The sequence below is a fragment of the Rossellomorea orangium genome (assembly GCF_019334305.1).
Classification (GTDB): Bacteria; Bacillota; Bacilli; order Bacillales; family Bacillaceae_B; genus Rossellomorea.
On record NZ_JAHWGH010000018.1, the window covers coordinates 32,860 to 55,945 of the forward strand.

The following is a 23,086-nucleotide window of genomic DNA, read 5'->3' on the forward strand; positions in this document are numbered from 1 at the left end:
AATCCCTTCAGTTTTTTACCAAGATATCATATGCTTAGAAAGGATAGGTGTGCTCATGCCTAATGAACGATATAAATTACCGTCATCATTCAAGATAGCTTTTCCCTGTTTCAATATACTCTTTCATAATCTGAGGGGGAACAAGATTTCCTCCAGTTGCCCAAACTAAATGAGTGGCATGCGATAACCCGACTCCAAGCGATGAAAGATGCTCCTGCACACTAGGAAGAACCGGACCGATCATTCCAGCCAATGCGGACGGCTCCAATGAAATGGATTCTGAAACATATAGTTGGGCCAGTAACTTGAATAGCGTCTCATCACTCGTTGTGAAAACACCGTTTAGCCTTTTTTCAATCATCCTCCCTGCCAGGGCTGAGGGGCTCGCTACAGCCAGTCCATCTGCTTCCGTGCGATTCGTTAAACCAATATCCCGAACGGAAATCCCTTCATGCTTCCCGGTTGCAAGCCCCAGTAGCATGCATGGAGATTGCACAGGCTCGGCAAAATAACAATGAACATGTTCACCATATACTTGCTTCAATCCATAAGTAACACCTCCAGGACCACCACCCACCCCGCACGGCAAGTAAACAATCAATGGATGTTCCCCATCTACTTTTATCCCCTCGCTTTCTAACTGTTCTTTAAGTCTTAGCGCAGCGACTGAATAGCCTGTAAATAAATCTTTAGAGTTTTCATCATCTATGAAGAAGCCTTTGGGATCTGATTTACTCAACCTCCTGCCCTCGGCGACGGCGTGCGAGAAATCTTTTTCATGCTCCACAACCTTGACCCCCTTCTTCCGCAAGAGATCCTTTTTCCAAAGCTTTGCATCCCTGGACATATGAACGGTTACTTTAAAACCAAGCGTTGCCCCCATGATACCGATACTCAATCCGAGATTCCCTGTAGAGCCGACAGTAATGGTGTACCGGGAATAGCACTCTTGAAATCGATCAGATCCAAGTATTGAATAATCGTCTGATTCGTTTATCCAGCCTCTTTCGATGGCGATAGTTTCAGCGATCTTTAATACCTCATAAATGCCTCCCCTTGCTTTGATCGATCCTGCAATAGGAAGCTCATGATCACATTTCAGGATTACCTGACCCTGTACAGGCGATCTGTAATAGTCCTCGAGTGTTCTTTGCATGTTCACCAAGCGTTTTATCGGTGACTCGATGATCCCGTTTACCGTTTCGGGGAATAACGTTTTCAGTAAAGGTGCAAAACGGGCAAGTCGCTCCTCAGCATCGACAATCTCCTGATGACCGGATTTTGTCATACTATGAAAGTTCAAGGAAGGATTCCCCCAGAAAACCTCCCGACCTGATTGCAGTGCTGATAATAGATCCTTATTCAGCTTTTGTATATGTTGATTCATGTGTGACGCCCCTTTCTTGACTAATTTGATGGTCGCTACATAGTCAAAGATTCATGTATGGAATATATGATAAAATAGATGATATTCTTCAGAAAATTATAACAGAAAAAGGAGAGCCCGATTTTATGTTACCTACCAATTTTAGAGCAAACATTCGATCTGGAAAGCATCAAACCCACACTTCAGGGTTCTGTCAAAATTATGTACAAGCAAATCTGGTGATCCTTCCGAAAGAATACGCTTTTGACTTTTTACTATTCACCATGCGTAATCAGAAATCATGTCCTGTCGTCGAAGTGATGGAAGCAGGACAATTTCAATCCAAGTATGCCAAGGATTCAGACATCCGAACAGACATCCCTATGTATCACATCTATGAACATGGTGATCTTGTCGGAAAGAAATTGAATATTAAAGAAGTGTGGAGAGATGATTTTGTCAGCTTTCTCATCGGTTGCAGTTTCACTTTTGAAAGCCAGCTGATCAGAGGGGGCATCCCACTTCGCCATATTGAGGAAAACCAAAATGTGGCGATGTATACAACGAATATCGAGACAGAAAAAGCGGGTGTCTTTGACGGACCCATGGTTGTTTCTATGAGACCGGTCCCCGATTCACTCGTGCAGAAAGCAACAGAGATCACCTCATTATTCCCTAAAATGCATGGGGGACCCGTCCATATCGGTGACCCTGAAAAAATCGGCATCCAGGATATCACCAAACCCGATTTTGGGGACTTCGTGGGAATCAAAGAGGGGGAGACGCCAATGTTCTGGGCCTGTGGTGTAACCCCTCAGGCAGTGGCGCAGCACGCCAACATCCCATTTATGATCACCCACTCCCCAGGCTGTATGTTCGTTACAGATTGGAAAAACGAAGACTATCTTCATGAGGGTTAATAAATGAGGAACGGACCTTGCATATGCAAGGTCCGTCCCTCTCTATTATGCATTTTCTCGTACCTTGACCGGGCAAGCTGGGAATCTTCGACTGCCATCCCTATCGCCTAAGCATTTACCCATACCTGACATTGCACATAACCAGTTACGACGCCTGTTGCCTAAAATAAATAAGGTGCCCTCTCTCGGAGAACACCTTATTCCTCTTAACACATATCGTCTTCTTCTTCAACATGCTCTATCACGGTTCTTGGTGCGCAGAATGTTCCAAGCACTTCAAGAACAACAGGATACAGTACTTCAATTTCCAAGCAAGCAATGAATTGGATTTGGAGTTGGTCACGTGTGAGTATTCCTGCCTTTTCCCGGCATTTTACATCAAAGATGGAACAATGGATATTACTTCCAACCATACCTTTAGGTAAGCAAACCGCAACTTCCTTATCAAAGAAGATGGGTACTTCCATCACACAGGAATCGTCTTCATTATTCGGAGATCCAATTGATACAAGTAAAACAGCTTCTCCACGTATCTCGACATAGCCGGGTATCCCTACTTCATATGAAATGAGAGAGCAATCTACAGGCTTGACCTGACATTGAATGCTTATTCCCTCTCCTCTTGCAAGTAATTCATCCACCAGTTCCCTGCATTCCCCAGATAAACCGAGGTCAAGAGTTGAATGATGGGTGGCAATGACCCAATCATATACTTTTTCTACCGCTATACATTCTGGCCTTAAATTTGAAGGCGGTGGAGGGATGATATTTCCCAGTTGGACATTCAGCTGCAGGGCCTCTCCTTCTTCTATAACGATGGTTACTTCTTTAACCGGATAACCTGAAGATGTGAATCTGATAACGTACGTACCAGGTGGTAACCCAGTCAAGATATAGAATCCATTCGGATCGGTTAACGTGGAACGGATCGGGACTTGTGAACCAATTGGGAAGATTTGCACGAGAACTTGAGAAATAGGTTGCCCCGTTCGAATATCTGTCACTGTCCCGCTGACACTTGCCGGATTGTCTTCTAATTGGAAGTCGAGGTTGGTTGTATTTCCCCTGATGAGTGTGACCACTTGTGATTGACTTTGGTAACCTGACGCTCTAACGATGACAACGACTGTTCCTCCGGGCAACCCTGATATCGAGTAGTTACCATTAATATCTGTAAGTGTTGTACCCAACAGTCTTCCATCAGGAGTGAAAACTTGGATGAGGGCATTTACAATGGCCGTTTGTGTATTCGCATCCCGCACATTTCCACTTATCGTTGCCGGGTTGGGTTCCAGTGCCACATTGAGTGTCGCCGTTTCATTCTGGCTTAGGGTAATCATGACGTTCTGACTGACATAACCGTCCGCAGAGAAGATAACATTATAATCTCCAGGTGCAATACCTGTAAGAATATAATTCCCGTCCTGATCTGTCAATGTAGAGGCAACGACAATGCCGCTTCCACTGATGACCGTAATCACACCAGCGCTTTGGATAGGGTCTCCTGTATTCGAATCGGTCACACGACCTCTAATGGCAGCAGGCTGACGGCCGAGGCCCACATTTAACGTCCTGGTTTCTCCATTGGTCAGGAATATCCTGAATACTTCACTTGCATATCCATCTGCCGAGAAGACCACCCGATATTCCCTTGGGTCTAGTCCAGTAAACTCATACTCTCCAGATCCATTTGTGAGAACAGAAGCAACCGGAATCGATGTTCCGATCCTGAAGACTTGGACCAGGGCGGATTGTATAGGCTGATTATTGACTTCATCCCGTACTGTCCCCCTTAGTGTTGCGATTTGGTTTGATAAGCTGAAATTCAGGTTTTCCGTTTCACCAGGAGATAATGTGACAATAGCGATCTGATCTCCGAAACCATCTGCACTTGCAATGACGGTGTACTGACCTTGAGTTAAACCTGAGATTGTATAAAAACCATTGTCATCTGTAAGAGTACTGATAATAAACACTCCGTCAGAATTAAATACTCTGACTAACGCTCCCTGGATGCCTGTAGTCGTTTGTGTATTCAATACGAAACCTGTAATTCCAGCCGGATTTGGATCCAAATCGACATTTACTGTTTCTATCTCATTCGGAGCAAGTATGACAGGAACGACTTCGCTTGCATAGCCGTCTGCAGTAATCACGACATTGTAACTGCCCACAGGTAAATTTCCTAATGAATACATACCATCACTCGAAGTAATGATGCTTCCTACAACAATGTCTGTATTCGGTATGACTACTTTTACAAGAGCACCGCTTATCGGAACCTGTGTAGCAGAATCCCTTACCGTACCCTCGACCGTTGCAGGGAACGGGATAAGTGCGATATTCAGCTCCTCACTTTCACCTGGAGATAAGAACACTGTATTGACACTGATTGCATAGTCTTGAAGTTGAGCCTTTATATCAAAAGTACCTTGAGGAAGGCCCTCAATTAAATAATCTCCATTTTCATCTGTGAGGACTCGCCTTACCAGAATATCTGTTCCACTGATATAAGCTTCAATGATGACACCTGTCAGAGGAGACCCTGTGATTGCGTCTATGACCGTTCCACTGAGTGTGGCTGGATTCGCCAATAGGTTAAAGTCCAGCACTGTGGTGTTATTCGGCTGTATATTCACCTGTTGAATCAAGGATTGATATCCAGTATTGATAGCTGATACGGTATAGCTTCCTTCTGTCAAACCAGTGATGAAATACATTCCATCTAGAGTAGTTTGAACAGTAGCTACCACTGTTCCCTGGTTATTAATGACCCTTACTAAAGTGTCCGATAATGGTTGCAAAGTCTGTGCATCCCTTACTGTGCCCGTTAAAGAGCCTGGATTTGGGGTAAGAAGAATCTCTACATTGGTTACGCCGCCACTCATTACTTCTGCTGACACAGCGTTGGATCCAAAATCTGGACTACTTCCTACTAACACATATACTCTTGGGGACAGGGTGGTTGTCTGAAAGAATCCATCCGAATCCGTGATCGTAGTGAAGATAACCGGACCCGTTCCGGAAAGTTCCCTAACTACCACCGTGGCTCCGACTATAGGATCCAAGGTAACCGAATCCCTTACATACCCTTGAACAATCCCTGGATTCGGGGTTAACGCGAAGCTCAGGAAGCTCGTTTGATTGGAAGTGACAATGGCTCCCGCCGTCTCAGGACCAAAGTCAGTTGCATTCGCAATGACAGTATATACTCCAGGTGTTACTCCAGAAAAAGTATATTCTCCATTTTGATTAGAAAGAGTAGTTTGGACAAGTACATTAGTCAAATCATAGAGCTGGATGACTGCGTTAGGAATGGCTTCTCCATTAGCAAGATTTGAAATAAAACCCTGTATTTGTCCAGGATTTGGAGCAAGGCTCAATCCGGCAAACAGGATATCGCCAGGTCCACCGATGACCGATTTGGTATCTGTCCCAAACGATGAGGCATCTGCTGTAATATTCAGTGTCCCTATCGGCAACGAGAAAAAGGTTACATACCCGTTCACATCTGTAATTCCGGTTGCAATCACAATGTTATTGGAGTGACGAATTGAGACTGCGGCTCCTTCAATTGGGGTTGCGGTATTTTCAATGACGACTTGCACCGTCAGCGTGACGGGATTTGCTGCTAAAACGTTGGTGACAGTAGTGGTTTGATTTGATTGCACAATGGCAGACATGGTAGACGATGAGTAATTCGGAGCAGTGGCGGTTATGAAATATGTGCCCGGTGCAAGGGAAGAAATTGAATACGTTCCATCAGAGTTTGCTAAGAAGCTTACAACCAGTACATTATTTTCATTGAATACAGAGACTTGAATCCCATTCCCCGTAATCGGATTTCCGTTGGTATCTTCCACATTCCCGGTTATGCTTCCCGGGTTTTCCCCTAACGCCAGGTCGGCTCGTGTAGCTGAATCGCTTAGGACAATGGCGCCGATTTGCTCCGTAGTGAAATTCATCTTTGAAGCGGAGACGATATACGATCCTGGTGCCAAGCCACTGACCGAATAGTTTCCGAATACTGAAGTAGTTGTGGTTGCTACCGGGATTTGGGAAATGCCGTCAATAATGACTACCGTAGCCCCGGAAATCGCATCGCCTGTCGTAATGTTTGTAATCTGTCCATTGATGATGCCGGGATTAGGGATTAAAGAAATATTTACTCCGGTTAAATCTTCTCCGACACCAAGGTTTATCCCAGTGATGACCTGTCCGAATCCCGGCGAGTTGACCACCACATTGAAAGATCCACTTGGAAGATTACCGACAATATATTCACCTGATGAATCTGTGAATCCGGAACCAATCAAAATATTATTTTGATCGAAAATCTGTACGATTGCGTTCACAATCGGGTTTCCAAGATTATCGGTTACGATCCCGGATATAGAACCAGGGTTGGGAACAAGAGTCAAATCCACTGTTGACGTCTGGTTTGCGAGGACAGACACCCCTGCCTGAGCAGTTGAATAGCTCGGGGCTGATGCCAACACTGTGTATGTGCCAGGTGTCAAATTGTTAAATGAGAACGTACCATCCTGGTTGGTCACGACTGAATCAATCAGTACATTATTTACATCCCTTAATTGGACGATCGTGTTTGAAACCAGGGGACTGACAGTGCCTGTGATGAAGCCTGGATCAGGATTTAACACAACCGATACAGGTGTCGTTTGACCGGAAGATACGAGAGCGCCGACCATCCCGTTTTGAAAATTATTCGCCATCACGTTCACAGTATAATTATCAGGCGCAAGCCCATCCACCATGAAGACTCCATCCATATCTGTAAGCACGGAAATAATTAAATTTCCTGAACTGTTCACAATACTGACGACCGCACCTGAAATAGGATTGCTTCCGATACTGTCGACGACTGTCCCTGTAATCTGTCCTGGATCAGGCTGGAGGGATATGCTTCCATCTGCCGTTTGATTGGACGATACCTGAACGGTTGCCGCATTCGTCTGAAAATCAGGTGCTGAAACCACAATGGTGTAGACTGCAGGGGCTAATCCATTTACAACATATTGCCCATTCTCATCTGTTAAAACCGTTGCTATCACAGTACCACTTGAATCCAAGATTCTCACCTGTACATTTGCACCGATGACCGGCGTTCCGGTTTGCGAATTTGTAACAATTCCAGAAACCGATCCGGGATCTGATGCCAGGTTAAAGTTCAGTATTGATGTCGAGTTAGATGAAATCGTAACCCCTTGAGTGGCAGCTTGAAAATTGGAAGCTGCTGCTACTACTGAATAATTTCCCGGAGCTAAATTAGGAACCGTATAGGATCCGTCCGGTGCCGTGACCGCTGTAGCTACAATGATTCCCGTACCAGTACTGATTTGTACCGTTACACTTCCCCCAGGTATCGGAACATTATTCGTGTCCCTTACAAACCCGGTCAGGGTACCCGGATCTTCATTTAGGGTTACGTTAACAGTGGTTGTTTGACCATTTACGATCATTGCTGCGACAGATTCCGTTGTATAGTTTGGCGCACTGACCACAACTGTATAGCTTCCTGGAGGCAGTCCTGACACCATGTAGTTCCCAGTTGAATCGGTGATGACTGATCCGATTTGAATATTATTCTGGAAAATCGTCACCGTTGCTCCGGCAATGGCGACAGCATTTGGATCCTGAACGATACCTGCCAGGGCACCAGCTAGTCTGTTTAACGACGCATCTACCGTTGTAATAGCATTGGATGTCACAACACCCCCGAGGGTTTGACTCCCATAGCCATTTGCTGTAAAGATAAGTGAATACGATCCCGGCAGTAGACTGCTAAATGAGTATTGACCGCTTCCATTCGTCGTCGTGCTCGCCACAACAATATTTTGGCTATTTACAGCTTGAACAGAAGCACCTGAAATAACCAGCATGGTTTCACTGTCTCTTACCGTACCTTGAATAGAACCTGGGTTCGGCTCAAGGAAGATGTTCGTGATGGTTGTATTTCCTGCAGTGACGGTTGAAGCTACGGCCGTTGTACTAAAGTTGGTGGCAAATGACCTCACCTGATAATTTCCAGGGGCTAAATTATTGAAGCTGTATTGCCCGCTTCCATTAGCAGAAGTGCTCGTAATGGGTACCCCATTCGAATCCAATAATTCAACAGTTGCAAGTGGGATGGCCGCATTATTGGTGGAATTCCGAACCATACCTGAAATCGAACCGGGATTTGCGACGAGTGTGAAATTGACCACAGATGCCTGATTCGGCTCTGTCATGACGGATTTGGTTTGCGATTGAAAACCGGATGCTATAACAGTGATATTGTAAAGACCAGGAGTAACATTAGCGAAAGAATAATTTCCGGCAACATTTGTGGTTGTAGTAGCTACTAAAGTACCGGAGTTATTTAGAAGTTGTACGGTGGCATTGTTTATGGCGCCTCCATTTGATACATTTCCAGAAATGGTACTCGGCTGAGGAACGAGTGCAATATTCGAAGTAGTGGATGTCCCCCCTACAGCTGTTACATTAGCTGTTCCTGTCACATAGTTCGTTCTGACAGACTGTACAGTATAGTTGCCTGGCACTACATTCGTAAACGTATAAAATCCACTTGCATTCGATTGGGTGGTTGCAATTAAGCTCATGCCCTGGAAGAGTGATACCGTTGTATTCGGAAGGACCAGCCCGGTGGATTGATCAGTGATCGTTCCATTGATAGCGGCGGTTTGTTGGACGTTGATGGTGACAACGGACGTGTTGGACTGAATGGCGTTACCAGAGGAAGAATCAAACCCTGTAGCTTGTACTCTGTCTAAATTACGTGAACCACTGGTAGTAAATGCACCATTCAAAGTGAAAGTTAAGGTTGCGGCACTTCCAGGATTCAGGTTTCCAACGTTCCATGTCAACAATTTAGTGGCTGGATTATACGAGGTTAAACCTTGTGAAGTTGTGTTGACGACAAATGAATTGACTTGATCAGGACCAATGATGTCATCAAGAAAGACTGAGGTAGCTTGTGATTTTCCGGTATTTGTTACGGTTACCGTACCGGTCCAAGTTGACTGCTGTCCAAGGACAACTGTTGACGGTCCTGAATTCCGGACTTTGTCCGTTGCCAGCCTCGCCCTGATATCCGCTTGATCTGGAGTGACGGGATCAGTAAAGGCGTTAGCGAAAGAAAACCCTTCACTTGTCCTTAATGAATCCTTGTTGTAATTGTTTGCATTTGCAGACGAAAAGTAAATGGCACGAATGGCTGATGATGCATTGATACCCAAGAAAGAGAAAACGGTGCTCGCCGGGAGGAACCAATCCAGGAAAAAATCCTGATCTCCTCCGATGCTGGAATCGGCAGGTGTTACCCTGGCAAAGTCAAAATTGGTAATCGGCTGGGCAAAGTTCGGGTTTCCCCCTCCCGTCCCTTCAGCAGGGTCATTCCAGGAGTTGACCAATTTAACCGTATTTTGAATTAAACTCACTCGATTATTCAACCCATCAACGTTGAATAACCAATCATACGTTCCTGCAACACCTGTTGTGTTAATTAAAACCCCCCATGCAAAATTCCTAAAGCCTGTTAATTGATTGTTTCTAGGATCCCCATTCAATCTTAATCGAAAATAAATATTCGTCCCATCGTATGCGAAGAATCCTGCAGGGAAAGTTGAATTCCCCACAATATCCGTTGATGCGGGACTTTCATCGCCTAAGACGTCAAATAAGGGTGTCCCCCCTACTAATACCGGGGTGTACTGTGCATTACTGGGAAATGCCACAGAAAAAACCTCCTTTAAATGATATTGTCTTTATTATGATATTTAGAATAAAGGAATGTTGTCTTACCAAACGTCTAGTAAACTTCTAATATAGTAAATTTATTAACAGGATTTATATTAAAACAAAAAAAACCCCTTCCCTATTTTAAGGGAAGGAGCTGTTCCTCCAACTCTTCAATTGCAACTTTTAAATCATCTTCATCTCTTAACAACCGGAATAACCCTGCTATGATCAACTCGTCGGGATTCGATTTTCGACATTCCTCGGAAATCCGATTTGCTATGTTCATAAAATACGTTGAGGTAGCATCGCTCAACCCCTTGATTTTGTCATAAAGTGATTTCCATGCCTCTTCCCTTTTTTCAAATGAGATGAAGGCTCCTTCTTTGTCCATACTGACAGCAAAGGGTTTCATCATCTCATCATCCAATAATGGAGCACTTTCCCCATCTAGAAAATCACCGGCGAGGAGGGTAATCTGTCTGACGATATGTCTACCGAGGATTTCCGGCTCGAGGGAATCATCCTGTGAAATCATCAACATCATATAAGAAGAATAGATTGATTGAGTCATCCACATCAGGTCCCATTTGTAAGGCGTGATGCCTTCACCATACACTTCCAACAGATTACTTTCGAGCCAACTGAACAGCCTCCCTCTCATCCTGTGCTCCATGGCCGCCAGTTTTTCACTATTCTTGGCAGTCTCACCTCTCATGTGCATTTTCATATAGGATTTGTACTCCAATATTCCTTCAAATTGCACTTGAAATTGTTTGGCGAATCGTTTCAATGGAGGCAAGTTCCCTTCCAGCCCCACAACGAATGCCCGCTCAAATACGAGTTGCTGATAATGTTCATATATCGATATGATTAGATCTTCTTTTGATTGAAAAATTGTGTAAAGGGATCCCTTTGATATACCTACACTATCGGCAATCTGCTGCATGGACGTCTGATTGTATCCATGTTGAGCAAAAAGGTCCACCGCTGATTCGAGTATTGCGTTTCTTTTATCCATTTCCTACACCTCTATATCCGAAGAAAAACATCCACACTCCCATTTTAACCATACAAAGCAAAAAATAGAAGAGCATTCATTCTTGACTACATAAAAATTTTAGGTAAAATGACTATTGAGTCAACTATTAAAATAACTGTCATATCAATACTTTGTTGTTCTACAAATAAATTGAATGACCCACAAGTCAAATCTTTTTAAGGAGGATTCATCCATGTTAAAAGCCATTCTAAACCGTTCGAAAATCGTGTTAATATTCGTCATATTATTTGTCATCATCGGGATATTCACATTTATCCAATTACCCCAAAGGGAGATTCCCGAAACAAGTGTCAACATCGGCACAGTAACGACCGTCTACCCTGGTGCAACGGTTGACTCAGTTGAGAGGAGCATAACCAACCCCATTGAGTCATCTCTACAATCAATTGACGGCATAAAGGAGATCAACTCCTCTTCAGCAGCAGGTTTCTCTACCATCATTGTAGAGGTTGAAGACGGCAAAGACAAAAAGGAAGTGTTCGGCGATGTGCGCCAAGCCGTCTCAGATGCTTCAACATCCTTCCCTGAAGAGGCGTTTGATCCTGAAGTAAATGAATCCACCGTCAAAATGCCTATCGTTTCGTACAACTTAACCAGTGATAATAAGGAATCACTTCTCAAAATGGATGATGAAGTTACCAGATGGAAAGAAGAAGTCGAGGATTTATCAGGGGTCTCAAGCGTTACAGTGAAAGGCCTTCCTGAAGAAGAAATCGTAATCGAACTTAAGCAGGAAGAACTGAAAACCTCTGGCCTCAATCCTTCAGCCATCATGAGTGCCATTAATGATGAATATTATCCAACACCTCTTGGAAAGCAGGATATGGATAATGAAGTGGTGCAACTAACTGTCGACCACTTTACAACTATAGATGAAATGAACGAACTCTTCGTTGGAAAGAACCTTCAGGGGGAATCGATTTTCCTTAAAGACATTGCCAATATAAAGGTAGCTCCCGAAGAAATTAAAGACATTGTAACCTTTGAAGGCAAACCTTCTGTTTCATTCACTGCATTCGTCCAGCCGGGCGAAGACATTCCATCGGTTGATGAAAGAGTGAGTGATAAAGTGGAGGAACTGTCAGAATCCCTTCCGTCTGATGTGAAGCTTGTACCCTACTATTCCCAAGCTTCCACCGTAACCAATATATTTGATGGATTATTTAAGTCCCTTGCCATTTCCGTTGTTGCGGTCATTTTGACTACAGCCCTTGGACTGACGGTTTCTGGTGCATTTGTTGTCGCACTTGCTGTTCCGATCTCCGTGCTTATGGGATTGATTCCCCTACCATTTGCAGGAGTGGATTTAAATCAGATTTCCGTTATAGGGGCCATCATTGCTCTCGGTATCCTGGTTGATGACTCGATTGTGGTGAACGACAATATTCAACGCCGATATAAACTTGGTGATGGAGCATTGATGGGTGCCATAACCGGAGTGAAAGAGATCTGGGTGTCAATTGTCACTTCCTCTCTTGCCATTGTGTTTACATTCCTGCCTCTCATTTTCTTGTCAGGTGGAAACGGTGCATTCATCAGAGCATTACCGACTGTCTTGATTACAACGATCATTGCTTCTACACTCGTTGCCCTGATCTTCGTTCCGATTATGAGATACTCACTATATAGTAAGACGAAGAAAAAGGTATCTGATGCTCCAGGATTACTGGGTAAACCATTGAATAAAATGGCCGATTTTTATGCAGATACTATTTTAACGAAGTTTTCAAAAAGGCCTTTTGTCGTATCCGCCATCGGCCTTGTATTTACGACTGCCATATTTGGATTGATAGCCCTGACACCATTTGAATTCTTCCCATCAGCCGATCGGCAAGAAGTAACAGTGGATGTCACCCTTCCAATTGGAACAACAATTGAAGAAACATCCACCACTCTTCATGAAATAGAAGAGCTCTTAAAAACGGATGATGGCGTCTATGAAACTTCAGCGTTCGCAGGTACAGGACTCCCGAATCTATTCAATAGTTCTCTATCTAATTCCGGACAGAACACAGGACAACTGGTAGCAAGAGTCGATCGTAAGAACCAGACTGCCCAAGGGTTGATAGATGATTGGACGGACAAATTACGAAAAAAATACCCTGAAGCAAAAATATTCATGGAAACAATCCAGCAAGGCCCACCTGCAGGAGCTCCTGTAACGGTTACTGTGTCAGGTCCTGATATTACTCAATTAATACAGCTTAGAGATGTCATTTCGACTAAAATAGATGCTTTGGATACTGATTTGGTCGTTGATAATGTAGGAGATATGGAACCAACGATAGAATATGTTCCAAACCGCGAAAAACTAGAAGAATATGGAATAACCGTTAATGATGTTAGCCAACAGCTCCGATTAGCTACAGAAGGCATACCAATGAAGGCATTTGACAATGGAGTAACAAAGCGCGATATGACTTTCCTTTTAGAAAGTAAAGATGGAGAAGTCGATCTTCAATCATTGGAAGTTCCTGCACAAACAACAAGTCCTGCAGGTCCGCCTAAACTGATCTCCCTTGATGAGTTGGTGACTCCTGAGAAGAAAGAAGAACTTCAACTTATCCCTCACAAGGATGGAGAACGGGCCATTACGATTCGTGCCTTCCCAGGGGATGAGGAGAATTATAAAGAAAATGTAAAGGAAATTGTAAAAGATGTCCGGGATGACCTTGATGACCAAGACTATTCCATCACGTTAGGTGGGGAAAACGAAGCGCAGAATGATTTCTTTGCAGAAATCACCATATTGTTTATCATTGTCATATTCTTGGTGTATCTATTGATTGCCCTGCAATTCAATTCTTTATCTCTTCCATTCCTTGTCCTTGTTGCTGTATATCTGGCGATAGCAGGTGCAATCCTTGGATTGTTTGTAACCCAGACACCTATCAGCTTCCTAGCCGTGATGGGGATGGTCTCTCTGACTGGAATCGTCGTAAGGAATTCCGTTGTGTTAATTGAATTTATTGAGCAAGGACTTAAGAATGGCATGAGTGTGAAAGAAGCGGTTATTGAATCTGGCCGTACACGATTGCGTCCTATTCTTCTCACAGCCCTCACCTCTATTGTGGCACTTATTCCAGTTGCAGTAAGCGGTGATGCCTTATTTACTCCGCTAGCCGTAACGATAATATCGGGTATTCTTTTTTCAGCTATATTAACGCTGATCATTGTCCCGATGATGTATCTTGTCTTTAACCGATTCAGAAGAAGAAATGTTGAAGCTTAAAACGAATTAGCCCGAGGGGAGACATGGTCTCCCCTTATTTTAATGATTAAACAAATCCTATAATGGAAAAATTATAGGAATCCTTACTTTTGTCACTAAGTATCAAGTGACAGATGAATTTTGTTCTTGTGATATTTTCCTGCATCAAGCATGATAGATACGTGCTAGATTTTTTATATTTTTGGAGGGACTTCATGACTACTATTAATTCAAAAGCGATCCTCATAACCTTTATGATAGGTGCTTTTTTCGCTATATTAAATGAGACTCTGTTAAATATCGCCCTGACGGAATTAATGCAGGTATTTAACGTAGATGCTCCTACAGTTCAATGGCTTGCGACAGGATTCATGCTGGTTATGGGTGTGTTGATGCCCATCTCTGCCCTGTTGATCCAGTGGTTCACTACACGACAAATGTTCATCGGGGTCATGAGCGTATTTCTTCTTGGGACCATCATCGCAGCATGCGCCATAAATTTCCCCATGCTCCTTACTGGAAGAATGATACAGGCAGTAGGTACAGGATTACTGATCCCAGTTATCATGAATGCCCTGCTGCTTCTCTACCGACCGGAAGTGCGCGGTAAAATCATGGGTACATTCGGATTGGTCATCATGTTCGCTCCGGCTATCGGACCCACTCTATCTGGCGTTATCGTTGATTTCCTTGGGTGGAGATGGTTGTTCATCACCGTCCTTCCATTTGCTGTGTTTTCTATTTTATTTGCACTGAAATATCTACAAAACGTTGGCGAAGTGACTCGACCTGGTGTCGATGTGTATTCGATCATCCTTTCATCCATAGGAATTGGAGGAATCGTTTACGGATTCAGTGCTGCAGGTGAAGAAGAAGCAGGATTCACTTCTGTTAAGATCATTGTGATCATTGCCGTTTCTGTCATAAGCGTCGTTCTCTTTGTACTGCGCCAATTAAAGCTTAAAGAACCTCTCCTTGATGTTCGCGTATTCCAATATAAAAGCTATACAAGAGGTGTGACGATTTTCGTCATCGTCATCATGGCCATGTTCGCTTCGGAAATCGTGATGCCGATGTATCTTCAGGGACCTCTGGGATATTCAGCAAAAGCAGCTGGGCTGCTGTTACTCCCCGGTGCACTATTGAATGGCCTTATGTCTCCAACAATGGGTTCACTATTTGATAAATATGGACCAAGAAAACTGATCATCCCAGGAACATTGACTTTGGTGGGAGTCATGATATTCTTTAGTTTCATCAATCCTGAAACACCTATTTGGCTTTTTGTTCTCGTCTACATCATTCTCATGCTATCTATCTCAGCCATCATGATGCCTGCCCAGACAAACGGTTTAAATGAGCTGCCGAAACACCTCTACCCACACGGGACCGCCATTGCCAATACGTTACAGCCCGTTGCAGGTGCCCTCGGTGTCTCCATCTTTGTCAGCATCATGACTCAAAGTCAGGCAGGGTATATCGAAGGGCAGTCAGGTGTGATAACTGAACGAATTTTTCATAACGCCATGACCTATGGGGTTCATCATGCCTATTGGTTTGCACTTGTCTTGGCGGCGATCGCATTCTTCATTTCATTATTCATTCGTAAAGCGATTGCACCGGATTTTGAAAAGACCGAACTGGAGAATTAACCAAATACATTTATTGAACGGAAAGCTAAGTGCACACTTGAGCTTTCCGTTTTTTTTCACAAAAAAAACGGACTCTAAAGGGCTATTGCTGTACGTCCCTCTTTCCCAGGAGTAGAATGGTCTTTAGAGAAAATTAGAGGAGGACTTTTAATGGAGAAAGAGATTAAAACCATAGAAGATATTCGTTCTGAAGTACTGAATAGTGTAAACCATTTAACCGATGAGCAATTAAATGAAGAATTGGAAGCCGGTCGTTGGTCGATCTTGCAAGTGTTGGATCATCTTTATTTGATGGAAAGATCCCTTACGAAAACGATTCAATTGACGTTAGAAAAAGGTGAAGAGCAAGAGGTGGAATCAAAGCCGGTTCACTTTACGGTCGATCGGTCTACCAAAGTAGACGCTCCCCCGTTTGTCGTTCCAACAGAAGAGAAGCTGACCCTGCAAGAAATGAAAGATAAACTGGCAGCTTCACGTAATGATCTTCTTGCATTTCTGGAAACAACCAGCAAGGAAGAATTGCAACGAAAAGCATATCCTCATCCCATCTTCGGTCATATACGGTTAGATGAATGGATTCCATTTATCGGGTATCATGAAAAAAGACATCTAGAGCAAATTGAAGATTTGAAGAAAAAATTATAGTATCACTCAAGGAAGGATCTGTTCCCATGGAAACAGATCCTTCCTTAAGATCCTTCTTTTAATCTCGTGATGATTTCTCCAATTACGGGATTACTTCGATTCTCAATTTTATAGGCAGCATAAATCGTATTTTTGACTGAAAGATGTGAAAACATAACCTGTGCTTTATTTGAATCTATACTTTCCTTTACTAAATAAGTCGGGAGAACACTTACCCCCATCCCCTGCTCGATCCCTTCCAAAATCGTTCTGAGATCCGGGACAATATGGGTTGGGGGTACATCCGGTCTTTTCCCAAAATGTTCCCGCCAATATCTTCGTACAATAGGCAGCTCTACTCCATAACTTAACCACTTCTGTTCCTTGAGCCACTCTTCAATGTCCGAAAGCTCAGTTGCATCTGACTGGTAGCCCATCGGACTGACAACGACAAATTCTTCTTCCACCAACTTGATAAATTCAATTGAGGACGTATTGAGCTTCTGGGTGGTGACGATCACTTCCAGCTCATCCTTTTCCAATTTGTCATGTAATGTACCGGCGATTCCAAAGGTAATCGCGAACCGAACATCCAATGTTTTTAAATTCGCAATGGCTTTATGGGTAAAGTATTCTACCGGGCTGCCCAGACGGACAATCGGTGCAAGAGAGGCTCTCGAAGAAGCGTGCCTAATTTCCAGGGTCGTCTTTTCCAGGTTTTCAATTAAAGGAACGATTTTTGTATATAGTTCCTTCCCTTTATCTGTCGGAATCATTTTTCGGGGTGCACGAATGAATAATGGTTCGCCTACTTCAGATTCCAATGCCGAGAGATGCTGACTCATGGCCGGCTGAGTCAAGATTCTCGCTTTTGCCGCTGCCGAAACGGATCGGTGCCTGTATATACTGACGAAGCTTCGATACCATTCAAAATCGATCATGTAACATTAAACTTCCTTTCACTTTTTATCTGAACCTATGACTATTTTTCAGTATATCTGTATGGGGCATCATTTAAAAGCACCGCTCACTTAGGAACGGTGCTTGCATTAACTTTACACTTTCTGTAATCGATGAACCTCTCGCTTTTCAATCAGGGATTCAGTGTTTGAGCGATATCGCTTGTAATGCTCTGATTCGATATGAGCGTATAGAGCAGCTTCACTTTCCCACCTTTCATAGAAAACAAAGACTGCTTTATTTTCTAAGGATCGATGAAGGGTATAAACGATACATCCTTCTTCAGCTTGTGATGGTCCGATCACATGAAGCAATTCTTCATAAAGCTTTTCTTCACAACCAGGCTTTGCTGTCAGAATCGCATTAATTGTGATGCTTGACACCTTAAACCCTCCAATGTTTTTCTTATTAGATCTTCAGCTTAATTTTTTTATAACTTCCTTTGCCACACTAACAGTAGATTGAGGATTCTGGCCAGTAATGAGGTTTCCAGCCACTTGAATATGATCCGTCCAGTTCGATTTAGCAACGAAATCAGCTCCAAGCTCACGCATGCGAGATTCCAACAAGAAAGGCATGTATTGATCTAATGTTGTTTCTCTTTCTTCTTCATCTGTAAAGGCCGTTACAGCTTTACCTGCTACCAAATTAGATCCGTCAGTCAACTTCACACCAACCAGACCTGCAGGACCGTGACATACTGCCGCTACCACTTTATCCGCTTCATATACATCGCGGACGATTTCTTGAAGTTTACCGTTATCCGGTAAGTCAAACATCGTTCCGTGCCCTCCAGGAAGGAAAATCGCATCAAAGGATGAAGCATCTTTAATTTCATCAAGCTTCAAAGTGTTTTCAAGATATTTCGCAGTGTCTAAGATTTCTTGAGGAGTGTCACCTTCTAAACTGCGATCATCGACAGGCGCCTTACCTCCGAGAGGACTTGCAACTGTAATGTTATACCCTAAACGGGAAAACTCAACAAACGCTTCTCCAAACTCTGATAACCAAAGACCTGTTTTATGGTCCTCATTCATTTTGTCAGCCGTGGTCACGACCATTAATATATGTTTACTCATTAATTATTCCTCCTTAAGAATGTGTATTGTGTGCCTTACGAAATCTATTGTAATCCCGCAACAACTATAAAACAAATTAGTTATTTTTCATGTTGCCATAAAAATATTTATACAAATTCGCAAATATGAAATTGAAATCTTAAATAAAAAGCCCATCCACATAACAATGGACGAGCATCCTTCTATATATTCAAATCACGTTTATCATAAAAAACAAATGTAGAAAATGCCAAAATTGCAATCAGTACAAGTGAAATGCCTAGAAACAAGAACTCTAATCCTCCCCCATACATTACATTCTTTGCTTCAAAATATTTGAATGGAGTGAAGTATTTCAAGCCCTCGATTTTTTCACTCAAGTCGATGGCAAATGAAAGGATAAAGGTGAATAACAAAACTCCCGTCGAGAATGACGCTGCTTTAGCTGGTTGTTTACTGTAAGCGGCTATAGCTGTTCCGATCACTAAGAAGAGTACTTGCAAAATGAACATTCCTACCATGGTGATTCCTATATCCCCAACTATAGGGGTCTCACTGTAATGACCCACAATCAACAGGGAGGATATCCCGGCAATCAGGGTTAGTATCCCGACCTGAGTCAGGGCAGCCAATAGCTTGATTCCTATTATATTCTTTCTCTTAAGTGGTTTGACGAATAGAAACTCAACGGTTTTATCCCTCTCTTCCTTGGAGATAATCGTTGCACCAATCATGGCTGCATGTATGGTTGCCATTAACAAAATATAAAGAAAGAGCACCCCATAATATCCGCTGGCCGTTGACAGGTCCAGCGTACCGAACCCTAGAAATGCTTGCAAAGATTTAGGCATTCCAGCCATCAAATCATTCATGGATTGACCAGAAGAAGAATAGCCTGCATATTTCCCCATGCCTGATCCAATCAAAGCGATCATCCCTATGCACCATATGATGAGGGACTTTCGATGTGCCTTTAATTCTCTCACATATACGTTCATATTTTCCCCTCCTACACCGTATGAATATCCTTCTTATTATAAATAACGAGACTCGTAATCAAGGAAACAACAATTAAGACCAGTCCCAGGATTAGGAATGTCCATTCATAACTCTGGTGATCCATAATATACGTGTAATCGAAGTACTTAAAGGGGGTGAAATAACGAGTGGTTTCTTCCGAAGCTCCCACCATCCCCACTAAAAAGAAAGTGAATACCACACCTAAAGAAACCGAAATGACCGATTTCACTTTTGAAAATACGACCGCAATGATCATGCCAATTGCAAACATGATCAATTGAGTGAAAAAGAGTGTAAGAGAAATCAAGAAGAAAACATCCAGACTGAACTCCTCCACCTTAACAATATTGGCAATAGTGATGGCCGAAGTCATATAAACGATATTCGTGAGCAGTATTGAAGTCAGAGCTGCCAGCACTTTAGAAGAAAGGATTCTCATGCGTGTGACGGGCTTGGTAAAAAGAAAATCAGCAGTCTTTTCCCTGATTTCTTTCGAACCGATCGAAATCCCAAGATTCATGGCCTGAATGGCACCGCATAATGTAATGTACAGAAAGATATAAGAATAAAAGCCGTTAAGAGACCCAATCGTGTCGACTTGAATTCCCAATGCTTTTCGAACACCTTCCGGGAATCCTTCCAAAAGCTTTTTAAATTGGTCTATTTCTTTAGATATGGACGGGAACATGGACATGAATAAAATCAACAAGGCGATGAGTGCTAAGGTCCATATCAAAGTGGATTTCCGATAAGCCTTCAGTTCATAAAGGAAGATATTCATAAAGAATCAAGCCTCCTTTTCATAATAATGCATAAAGATTTCTTCTAAGTCAGGCTCCTCGATCCAGAGATTCGTAATATCAATATTGGCAATCTTCTTCATGACAGTGTTAATATCTCCCCTAAAGAGGAAGCTTACGTGATTGTCTTTCATTTCCAGGTTATTTACACCCTCAAGTTCAAAATAAGAAGGATCTATTTCAACGTTGATTTCTATTTTGAACTTTTTATGATTGTTTTCTTTTAGTGTGCTGATCTTCTCAACCTGAACGATCTTTCCTTCTTTAATAATCGCGACTCTATCACATAGACGCTGAACTTCACTCAGAATATGAGATGAAAATAGGATGGTCGCTCCTTTTTCGTTTTCAGCTTTAAGTAGTTCAAAGAATTTTTGCTGCATTAGGGGATCAAGTCCTGATGTAGGTTCATCCAAAATAATCAGTTTCGGCTCATGCAATAGTCCTTGAATGATTCCCACCTTCTTTTTATTACCAAGTGAGAGATCGTCAATCCTCTTCGTTAAATCCAGGTTTAACACTTCAGCCAATTCGTTGATCCTTTTCGAGCAATCCTTTTTATAGAAGCTTGCAGAATACTTCAGGAGATCCATTACTTTCATATTGTCATAGTAAAATACTTCAGATGGCAGGTATCCAACTTCCTTCGCAATTTCAGGCGCATATTCGATACAGTCTTTTCCAAAAATGGTCGCACTCCCGCTTGTCGGATGAATGAGTGATAGAAGTGTGCGGATTGTCGTTGACTTACCGGCTCCATTGGGTCCGATAAAACCAAAGATCTCCCCTTTTTCGACGTGAAAACTGATATCAGCAATCCCCCTCGATTTCCCATACGTTTTAGTCAGTGAATGAATTTCAATCACATTCATCGTTTATCCTCCCTTTTTCTATTTGTAAAATGAGATCTTCAACAATTGGATATAAGCGTCGATCTCATCCAGAACTTCCTGCTGATTGATTTTATCTACCGAGAGTGACTTCGCTTTTTTCTGTTGTTGGTTGGCGATGCCTTCAAAAGTCCAATAAATGATTTGAATCGATTTTTTTACATCGATTCCATCTTTGAATTTTGATGTATCGATATTAGAAAATAATGTCGCAAAACTACTCTGAACCATCTTTTCTTTATATTTCTCAATATCGTCTTTTACCTCTGGTGCTTCTTCTGAAAAGGCACTGGTAAGGAAATTGATCAAATCAGGATATACAGAAAATAGTTCAAATTTTATCAATGTAACTGAGCGGATCGTAACGAATATATCATGCTCATTCCAGTCGACCTTATCGTAAATTTTGTCTGTGAATAATTCTGAAAGGTATTCGTACAGAGAGATGTACAATTCCTTCTTACTCTTAAAATAATGAAAAAGGATTCCCTTGGATATTTTTGCTTCCTTCACGATGGCATTCGTAGAAGCTTTCTCATAACCGTTCTCGGAAAATACCCGTGTTGCTGCGTTAATGATTCGATCTTCCTTCTCAGAATCAATGTTTAACATTTTAAACAAACTTTTACACTCTCCTATAATAAGGATTTCATTGACCAACATGGTCAACTTCATTCTACTCTTTTTGACCACTATGGTCAATATTATTTTTCTATAATGGTTCTTGATACTATGCTGAACAAAACTCCATCATATTCATTCTCCTTAATGAAACAAACCGCAATAATCCAAGTGAAGATAGATGAATGATAAAAGCTCAGGTTCGCCCTGAGCTTTTATGTATGTTCTATTTGATTGCGGTTGCAACTAATGCTTATGAATTATTATTATCTACCTGCTATCATTCCGAAAAAAGCGAATAAAATGCCAAATGTATAACTCATTACAAGATAAGAAATAAGAGGTTTCCATCTTTTTTGAACAAAAAGTTGGATGTTTTCCAGTTTAAAAGTCGAAAATGTTGTGAAAGAACCTAGGAATCCTGTTCCCAGTAACAAAACACCATTTTCGCTGATACCGACTCCCATTACATAACCCAGTAGAAATGATCCAAGCAGATTTACACTTAATGTGGCATATGGAAAATCAGACATACTGTACTTTTTAAATATACGGCTGATCCAGAAGCGGGCAATGGCTCCAAAGAATGCACCGAATGCCACCAACATTCCATTTACGATCATCTTTAAGCCCCCTTCTGCTTGTACTGGGTGAATTTATCCGTTCCTATTTTATAGCCCGCCCATGACATGATCAAGCCACCGGACGCACTACCGACTAAATAAAGGAGTGCCATAAAAAAGTGTGAATGGGAAAGAAGATTAACGGTTTCCACACTGAATGAGGAGAACGTAGTGAAAGATCCGATCAACCCCGTTCCAATGGCAGTTGCTAACATCGGTTGAAGCTTCTTTATCCGAAATAAATAGGTGGTCAACAACCCCAATGTAAAGCTCCCGATCATATTTGCCAAAAAAGTCCCCAACGGGAACGTATGGTTCCACCAATCCCCGGTAAATATTCCTATATAGTATCGTAACAAAGCCCCCACCATTCCGGCAGCCCCAACGAATATGTAAACCATGTTTCCACCTCATAAGATCTTATTGTTAATGAAAGAGACTCCCGCCTATACGAATGCATCAGTAGAAGCCATCTACTTTATAGTAGAAAAGCAAACTTGTTGCGCAATTAGCGTATTTCACG

Annotated in this window: 16 protein-coding genes; 4 read left to right on the forward strand and 12 right to left on the reverse strand. The window is 42.4% G+C overall.

The genetic code is table 11. From position 1 onward, the window contains the following. Nucleotides 1–85 precede the first annotated feature (85 nt). Nucleotides 86–1,387 carry a D-serine ammonia-lyase gene (locus KYJ26_RS17475; RefSeq protein WP_219168672.1) on the reverse strand — a complete coding sequence of 434 codons (1,302 nt, stop codon included), beginning with the start codon at nt 1,385–1,387 and terminating at the stop codon, nt 86–88. 125 nt (nt 1,388–1,512) lie between these two features. Here KYJ26_RS17475 and KYJ26_RS17480 point away from each other — a divergent pair, with 125 nt between their 5' ends. Continuing rightward, on the forward strand, nt 1,513–2,286 hold the full coding sequence (locus KYJ26_RS17480; RefSeq protein ID WP_219168673.1) for a putative hydro-lyase: 774 nt from the start codon (nt 1,513–1,515) through the stop codon (nt 2,284–2,286). 206 nt (nt 2,287–2,492) lie between these two features. Here the strand turns inward: KYJ26_RS17480 and KYJ26_RS17485 are convergent, their stop codons facing one another. Both KYJ26_RS17485 and KYJ26_RS17490 read right to left on the reverse strand, forming a co-directional pair. Beyond that, on the reverse strand, nt 2,493–10,040 hold the full coding sequence (locus tag KYJ26_RS17485) for a carboxypeptidase regulatory-like domain-containing protein (RefSeq protein WP_219168674.1): 7,548 nt from the start codon (nt 10,038–10,040) through the stop codon (nt 2,493–2,495). Nucleotides 10,041–10,180: 140 nt separating this feature from the next. After that, the gene (locus KYJ26_RS17490) at nt 10,181–11,062 is read right to left on the reverse strand and encodes a TetR/AcrR family transcriptional regulator (protein WP_219168675.1); all 882 of its coding nucleotides are present in this window, start codon (nt 11,060–11,062) and stop codon (nt 10,181–10,183) included. Between the two features lie 214 nt (nt 11,063–11,276). Between KYJ26_RS17490 and KYJ26_RS17495 the strand changes: the two genes are divergently transcribed. The 3 genes from KYJ26_RS17495 to KYJ26_RS17505 all read left to right on the forward strand — a co-directional run bounded on the left by KYJ26_RS17495 (nt 11,277) and on the right by KYJ26_RS17505 (nt 16,612). Then, nucleotides 11,277–14,336 (forward strand): efflux RND transporter permease subunit, encoded by a 3,060-nt coding sequence (locus tag KYJ26_RS17495; RefSeq protein WP_219168676.1) that lies wholly within the window; start codon nt 11,277–11,279, stop codon nt 14,334–14,336. A 194-nt stretch (nt 14,337–14,530) separates the two neighbouring features. Beyond that, nucleotides 14,531–15,967 (forward strand): MDR family MFS transporter, encoded by a 1,437-nt coding sequence (locus KYJ26_RS17500; protein ID WP_219168677.1) that lies wholly within the window; start codon nt 14,531–14,533, stop codon nt 15,965–15,967. Nucleotides 15,968–16,117: 150 nt separating this feature from the next. After that, entirely contained in the window at nt 16,118–16,612 is a 495-nt protein-coding gene (locus KYJ26_RS17505; protein WP_219168678.1) for a DinB family protein, read from the forward strand. A gap of 44 nt (nt 16,613–16,656) precedes the next feature. Here KYJ26_RS17505 and KYJ26_RS17510 read toward each other — a convergent pair whose 3' ends face one another. The 9 genes from KYJ26_RS17510 to crcB (KYJ26_RS17550) form a co-directional block, all read right to left on the reverse strand. Next, nucleotides 16,657–17,532, reverse strand: a complete 876-nt coding sequence (locus KYJ26_RS17510) for a LysR family transcriptional regulator (protein WP_219168679.1) — start codon at nt 17,530–17,532, stop codon at nt 16,657–16,659. A gap of 114 nt (nt 17,533–17,646) precedes the next feature. Next, nucleotides 17,647–17,934 (reverse strand): putative quinol monooxygenase, encoded by a 288-nt coding sequence (locus KYJ26_RS17515; RefSeq protein WP_219168680.1) that lies wholly within the window; start codon nt 17,932–17,934, stop codon nt 17,647–17,649. 33 nt (nt 17,935–17,967) lie between these two features. Next, nucleotides 17,968–18,630, reverse strand: a complete 663-nt coding sequence (locus KYJ26_RS17520; protein ID WP_219168681.1) for a type 1 glutamine amidotransferase domain-containing protein — start codon at nt 18,628–18,630, stop codon at nt 17,968–17,970. Between the two features lie 182 nt (nt 18,631–18,812). Further along, on the reverse strand, nt 18,813–19,607 hold the full coding sequence (locus KYJ26_RS17525; protein WP_219168682.1) for an ABC transporter permease subunit: 795 nt from the start codon (nt 19,605–19,607) through the stop codon (nt 18,813–18,815). Between the two features lie 11 nt (nt 19,608–19,618). Further along, on the reverse strand, nt 19,619–20,410 hold the full coding sequence (locus tag KYJ26_RS17530; protein WP_219168683.1) for an ABC transporter permease subunit: 792 nt from the start codon (nt 20,408–20,410) through the stop codon (nt 19,619–19,621). 6 nt (nt 20,411–20,416) lie between these two features. Then, nucleotides 20,417–21,301, reverse strand: a complete 885-nt coding sequence (locus tag KYJ26_RS17535) for an ABC transporter ATP-binding protein (protein ID WP_219168684.1) — start codon at nt 21,299–21,301, stop codon at nt 20,417–20,419. A gap of 18 nt (nt 21,302–21,319) precedes the next feature. Further along, nucleotides 21,320–21,931: a TetR/AcrR family transcriptional regulator gene (locus KYJ26_RS17540; protein ID WP_219169332.1), complete on the reverse strand. Its 612-nt coding sequence runs from the start codon at nt 21,929–21,931 to the stop codon at nt 21,320–21,322. Between the two features lie 275 nt (nt 21,932–22,206). Next, nucleotides 22,207–22,560: a fluoride efflux transporter CrcB gene (crcB, locus tag KYJ26_RS17545; protein ID WP_219169333.1), complete on the reverse strand. Its 354-nt coding sequence runs from the start codon at nt 22,558–22,560 to the stop codon at nt 22,207–22,209. 5 nt (nt 22,561–22,565) lie between these two features. Then, entirely contained in the window at nt 22,566–22,964 is a 399-nt protein-coding gene (gene crcB, locus KYJ26_RS17550) for a fluoride efflux transporter CrcB (RefSeq protein ID WP_219168685.1), read from the reverse strand. Between the last annotated feature and the right edge of the window lie 122 nt (nt 22,965–23,086).

Excerpts from the sequence above, each read along its gene's own strand:
- KYJ26_RS17510 (WP_219168679.1), bottom strand. The coding sequence starts at position 17,532 with ATGATCGATTTTGAATGGTATCGAAGCTTCGTCAGTATATACAGGCAC.
- KYJ26_RS17475 (WP_219168672.1), bottom strand. The coding sequence starts at position 1,387 with ATGAATCAACATATACAAAAGCTGAATAAGGATCTATTATCAGCACTG.
- KYJ26_RS17520 (WP_219168681.1), bottom strand. The coding sequence starts at position 18,630 with ATGAGTAAACATATATTAATGGTCGTGACCACGGCTGACAAAATGAAT.
- KYJ26_RS17535 (WP_219168684.1), bottom strand. The coding sequence starts at position 21,301 with ATGAATGTGATTGAAATTCATTCACTGACTAAAACGTATGGGAAATCG.
- KYJ26_RS17490 (WP_219168675.1), bottom strand. The coding sequence starts at position 11,062 with ATGGATAAAAGAAACGCAATACTCGAATCAGCGGTGGACCTTTTTGCT.
- KYJ26_RS17500 (WP_219168677.1), top strand. The coding sequence starts at position 14,531 with ATGACTACTATTAATTCAAAAGCGATCCTCATAACCTTTATGATAGGT.
- KYJ26_RS17495 (WP_219168676.1), top strand. The coding sequence starts at position 11,277 with ATGTTAAAAGCCATTCTAAACCGTTCGAAAATCGTGTTAATATTCGTC.
- KYJ26_RS17505 (WP_219168678.1), top strand. The coding sequence starts at position 16,118 with ATGGAGAAAGAGATTAAAACCATAGAAGATATTCGTTCTGAAGTACTG.
- crcB (WP_219168685.1), bottom strand. The coding sequence starts at position 22,964 with ATGGTTTACATATTCGTTGGGGCTGCCGGAATGGTGGGGGCTTTGTTA.
- KYJ26_RS17525 (WP_219168682.1), bottom strand. The coding sequence starts at position 19,607 with ATGAACGTATATGTGAGAGAATTAAAGGCACATCGAAAGTCCCTCATC.
- KYJ26_RS17540 (WP_219169332.1), bottom strand. The coding sequence starts at position 21,931 with ATGTTAAACATTGATTCTGAGAAGGAAGATCGAATCATTAACGCAGCA.
- KYJ26_RS17530 (WP_219168683.1), bottom strand. The coding sequence starts at position 20,410 with ATGAATATCTTCCTTTATGAACTGAAGGCTTATCGGAAATCCACTTTG.
- KYJ26_RS17480 (WP_219168673.1), top strand. The coding sequence starts at position 1,513 with ATGTTACCTACCAATTTTAGAGCAAACATTCGATCTGGAAAGCATCAA.